This window comes from Spiroplasma endosymbiont of Lariophagus distinguendus (assembly GCF_023846195.1).
In the GTDB taxonomy this organism is placed as follows: Bacteria; Bacillota_I; Bacilli_A; order Mycoplasmatales; family VBWQ01; genus Spiroplasma_E.
The window spans coordinates 1-4,733 of record NZ_JALMUW010000070.1 but is presented as its reverse complement, the minus strand read 5'-3'; the positions used below and the strand labels follow the sequence as shown (position 1 = coordinate 4,733).

Annotated in this window: 4 protein-coding genes; 1 reads left to right on the top strand and 3 read right to left on the bottom strand. The window is 25.1% G+C overall.

Annotated features, from left to right (window positions below):
* Positions 1–21 precede the first annotated feature (21 nt).
* The 3 genes from ribF to topA are packed head-to-tail and all read right to left on the bottom strand — an operon-like array spanning position 22 to position 3,793.
* Positions 22–906 (bottom strand): riboflavin biosynthesis protein RibF, encoded by an 885-nt coding sequence (gene ribF, locus M0D11_RS05250; RefSeq protein WP_252320748.1) that lies wholly within the window; start codon positions 904–906, stop codon positions 22–24.
* Positions 899–1,822, bottom strand: a complete 924-nt coding sequence (truB, locus tag M0D11_RS05245) for a tRNA pseudouridine(55) synthase TruB (RefSeq protein ID WP_252320746.1) — start codon at positions 1,820–1,822, stop codon at positions 899–901. Before truB ends, ribF begins: the two co-directional genes overlap by 8 nt.
* A 9-nt stretch (positions 1,823–1,831) precedes the next feature.
* The gene (gene topA / locus M0D11_RS05240) at positions 1,832–3,793 is read right to left on the bottom strand and encodes a type I DNA topoisomerase (protein ID WP_252320744.1); all 1,962 of its coding nucleotides are present in this window, start codon (positions 3,791–3,793) and stop codon (positions 1,832–1,834) included.
* Between the two features lie 246 nt (positions 3,794–4,039).
* Here topA and M0D11_RS05235 point away from each other — a divergent pair, with 246 nt between their 5' ends.
* Complete coding sequence (locus M0D11_RS05235) at positions 4,040–4,471, top strand: hypothetical protein (protein WP_252320742.1); 432 nt, start codon at positions 4,040–4,042, stop codon at positions 4,469–4,471.
* Positions 4,472–4,733 lie beyond the last annotated feature (262 nt).

Here is a 4,733-nt window from a genome sequence, read left to right as displayed (position 1 = left end):
GTTCAAAGAATATCACAATTATTATGGCTTTAATAATTTAGTACTAGAATTAGCAAAATATTTAATTGTTTCTATTAAATCTTTATCGACTTGTTTTTTTAAATCATCTAAATTAGTAAACTTTAAATTATCACGAAGAAAATCTAAAAATCTAACTTTAATGATTTTTCCATATAAATCTTGATTAAAGTTTAATAAGTAAGTTTCAACTAACGGCTTATTATTACGTAACATAATTACTGTCATACTTTGATATCATCTATTATCTACTTCAGTAAGCGTAATATAAGTAGCAAGACCCGGTAATGCATAGTTTGTTAATAACGATAAATTAGCAGTTGGAAAATTAATCGTTCTAGCCTCTTTAATACCATGAACTACTTTACCACTAATTGTATATGGCTCTTGTTGTAAACAAAGATTAGCACTACTAATATCTTTATTTTGTAAAAGTTGTTTAATATAAGTTGAAGAAACTTTGTTATTATTAACAATAATATCATTACAAAGATAAACTTGTAATGAAGATTGTTGTAATGTTTTAATATTACCTTGCCCTTGATAACCAAACCTAATATTTGGGTTAACAACTACTGCTTTAACATTATTTGCCAATAATCACGAAATAAATTGCTCTGGTGAAAGTGTTGCTATTTCTTTACTAAACTTAATTTCCCAATAATAATCAAAATTGTATTTAGCAATTGTTTTAATTTTATCTTCATTACTTAATAAAACCTCATTATTTTTATTACTAATTACACTTTGTGGTTTTCTATCAAAACTAATAATACATGTTTGATAATTATTTATTGTTGAATTAACTAATAATTGTTTAAATAGGGCTTGATGACCTTGATGAATACCATCAAAAAAACCTCAACAAGCAATAATTGGTTTAGACATCAATTTTTGATTTTGAATATTTAGATTTTTCAATTTTAATATCTTCATTACATTTAAAACCTCGTTGGCTTACGTATAAATTATTTTTTTGATTACGATAAATAGCTAATGGCAAATGTTCAGAATTAACAACTAAAACATATGGCTCATTAGTGCTATCAATAACTAAGGGTTTACCATCAATAACACTTTTACTATTATCAACAACAATCGCTGGCATAATATTTTTAACACCATCATAAATACTAATATGATTTTTACTAACTGTTTCTTCATTAATAACATCTAAATTTAGGGCATTACTTAAATCAAAACCCGATTGATGAATTCTTCTCAAATAAGTTAAAGTTGCTGATGTATGTAAAATTCTAGCAATGTCAGTAACCAAAGCTCGAACATAAGTTCCTTTTGAACATACTACTTCAAAAGTAACTAAATCATTATTAAAACTAATTAATTTTAAAGATTTAATATAAACCTTACGTTTTGGTAATTCAACAGGAATATTCTCACGAGCATATTCATAAAGTTTTTTACCATTAATTTTAACTGCTGCATAAGCAGGAATTATTTGCTCATATTGACGATTATTATAAAATTCAAGTGCTTTAACAATTTCTGATTCTTTTAAATCAAGATGTGGTTTTGATTCAATAATTTTACCAGTAATATCGCCGGTGTCGGTTTTTAAAAATAGTTGCATTTTTGCAATGTAAACTTTATCACTTTTTAAAATAAAATCACTAATTTTGGTTGCTTCATTCACAAGTACTACCATTAGTCCTGTTGCTAAAGGATCTAACGTACCTGTATGACCAATTTTATTTAATTTCAAACGTTTTTTAATAACAACAAGACAATCTTGTGATGTCATAAATGAAGGTTTATCTATTAATAATATATAATCTTTTAACATGCGTTTCACCTACTTTACTTCTTTATCAGAAGTTACTTCTTGATACTTTTCAACATGTTTACAATTTGGATAATTAGTACATCCTAAAAATTTTCGATTTTGTTTTGAAGATTTAACAACCATTCAACCATCTGTACATACTAAACAAGGTTTAATTTTTTCTAATTGTTTTTGAATATATCGACATTTTGGAAATGCTGAACAACCGTTAAATTTACCATATCTTCCTGTTCTTTGCACAAGTGGGGCACCACAAAGTGGACAATCTTGATCTAATAAAACCGGTTTAATTTTAAACTCAGTCATTTTATCAAAAGCATCATCAATCCTTGGTTCAAACTTAACTCAAAAGTCTTTTACCACTTGATGCATATCAAAATTACCATGAGCAATTTGATCTAATTGAGTTTCAACTTGTGAAGTATATGTCTCATTAATAATATCATAAAAAAACTCTTGAAGTTTATCATTAGTTAAAAGACCTTTCTCAGTAGCTTTAAAAGACTTATTTTCAATAATAACATAACCGCGTTCTTTAATAGTGTTCATAATTGGATTATAAGTCGATGGTCGACCAATTCCTAGTTCTTCTAATGTTTTAATTAATTTAGCTTCTGTGTATCTTGGTTTTGGTTTAGTAAAGTGTTGCTGTAAATTTACTGACTCAACTTTAATAATTTGATTTTTTTCAAATTTTGGTAAAACTAAAAGTTCTTCATTTTCAAGACTTTCTACATCAAGCATTAAAAATCCTTTAAACTTGATTTGTTGTCCTGTTAAACGAAATTGATAATCATTATTTTTAAATAAGACAGTAGTACTAATTAATTGTGCTGGTGCCATTAATGAACTAAGGGCACGAAAATAAATTAAATTATAAAGTTTTAATTGATCTTTATTTAAAAAATCAATAGCACGTTTATTATTCATTGTTAAATCAGTTGGTCTGATTGTTTCATGAGCATCTTGCACATTTTTTTTATTAGTCTGTTCTTTCTTCTGCCCAAGATATTGTTCACCATATTCATTAACAATTAATGTTTTGGCATTTTCAATAAATTTATCATTTAAACGTATTGAATCAGTACGAGGATAACTAATAAATCCAGTAAGTGTTCCATTAACATCAATTCCTTCATACAATTGCTGAGCAATAAGCGTTGTTTTAGCAGTACTAAAATTTAATTGTGTTGATGCTGCTTGTAATAAACTACTAGTAGTAAATGGATTTAATGAATTACGCTTACGATTTTGTTCAGTAACAGAAATTACTTGATAACTATCACTTAATGCATTTTTAATAGCAACTGCTTCTTGTTCATTATTAATAACTAACAGTTCTTCTTTATATTTTTCACAATTTAATATTATTTTTTTTTGATAAGTACTATTAATTGTTCAAAATTCTTTGCTAATAAAATTAGTAATTTCACGTTCTCTTGTTGCTATTAATTTTAATGCTACTGATTGTACTCTCCCTGCACTACGTGAACCGATCTTCTTTTGTAATAGATTACTTAAGCGAAAACCAATGATACGATCAACCATTCTTCTTGCTTCTTGACTACGAACTAATGGTAAATCAATACTATGTGGAGATTTAAATGCTGTTAAAATTGCATCTTTAGTAATTTCATTAAAAGTTATTCGTGATGATATATTACTTGTTGCTAATACTTGATCTAAATGATAAGCAATTGCTTCTCCTTCACGATCATGATCGGTTGCTAGATAAACATGAGTAATACTTTTTAATTTACTTTTTAATTCTTTTACCTTTGGCATTTTTTTGCGATCAATTTTGTAAATTGGTTCAAAAGTTTCTAAATCAATTCCCAAACCATATTGACCTTTAATTGCTAAATTACGAATGTGTCCATCCGAAGATAACACTAAATAATCATTACCTAAATATGATTGTACTGCTTTACTTTTAACTGGAGATTCCATGATTACTAATTTTGATGGCATCTTATATCTTCCTCTATATATAATTTATTAGCTTTATTCAAATACTATTTTGTAATATATATAACTTTAACGCGAAAGTCAATATTTTTTTGGATATATGCTTTTTTATAAAAATTTTAAATAACTTATTAACAATTAATATATAAATTATGCTATATTTATTTAGTAAAAATTTAATATAAGTTTTTATCCTATTTATTTTTGTAAATAAATAGGTTTTTATTTTGATTTGAAAGGAACATAAAAATGAAATTTTTAAACAGAAATGAGAGCGAAATTAATTCTGAAATACTTTCTAATTTATTACAATCAATACTTCCAAATAATCTTCTTACAGTGGGACTAGTGTGTCTTGCTGGTGGAATTGGTTACTATTCATGAAATTTTTACAAAAATAAAAAACAAGAATTAAATATAAAAGTAATACAAAAAAATGATGAAAAGAAAACTACATTAAACTCAAAGAATCTAACAAATCAATCAAGTAATATAAGTAAATATGAATATAATATGACATTAGATAATGCAACTAAAATTAATCAAATAATTTTAGATAATAACAATAGCAAAAATGTTGAAGAAGAATATGATATGTTAGATGATGCAAAAGAAGCAATAAATGATGAAGATGAATGAGCAATAATTGATTTACCTTCTTATGGAAGTAATCATATTTAAAAATTTAATTATAATAAAAGTTACCATTAGGTAACTTTTATTATAATATGTCAATCTATAATCATTAATTTCATCTACTAATAATTGTTTTCTAAAATTCTTTTATTGCTTTCATAAAAAATAAATTTACTAAAATAATCATTTCAAAATAAAAAAAATAATTTTGTTTTAAAGAATAAAAAAATAATCAATTTCATTATTAAATTTGGAAAATTTTAAAGATATTTCAAAAATATAATATCAAATATCGGGAACTCAATTA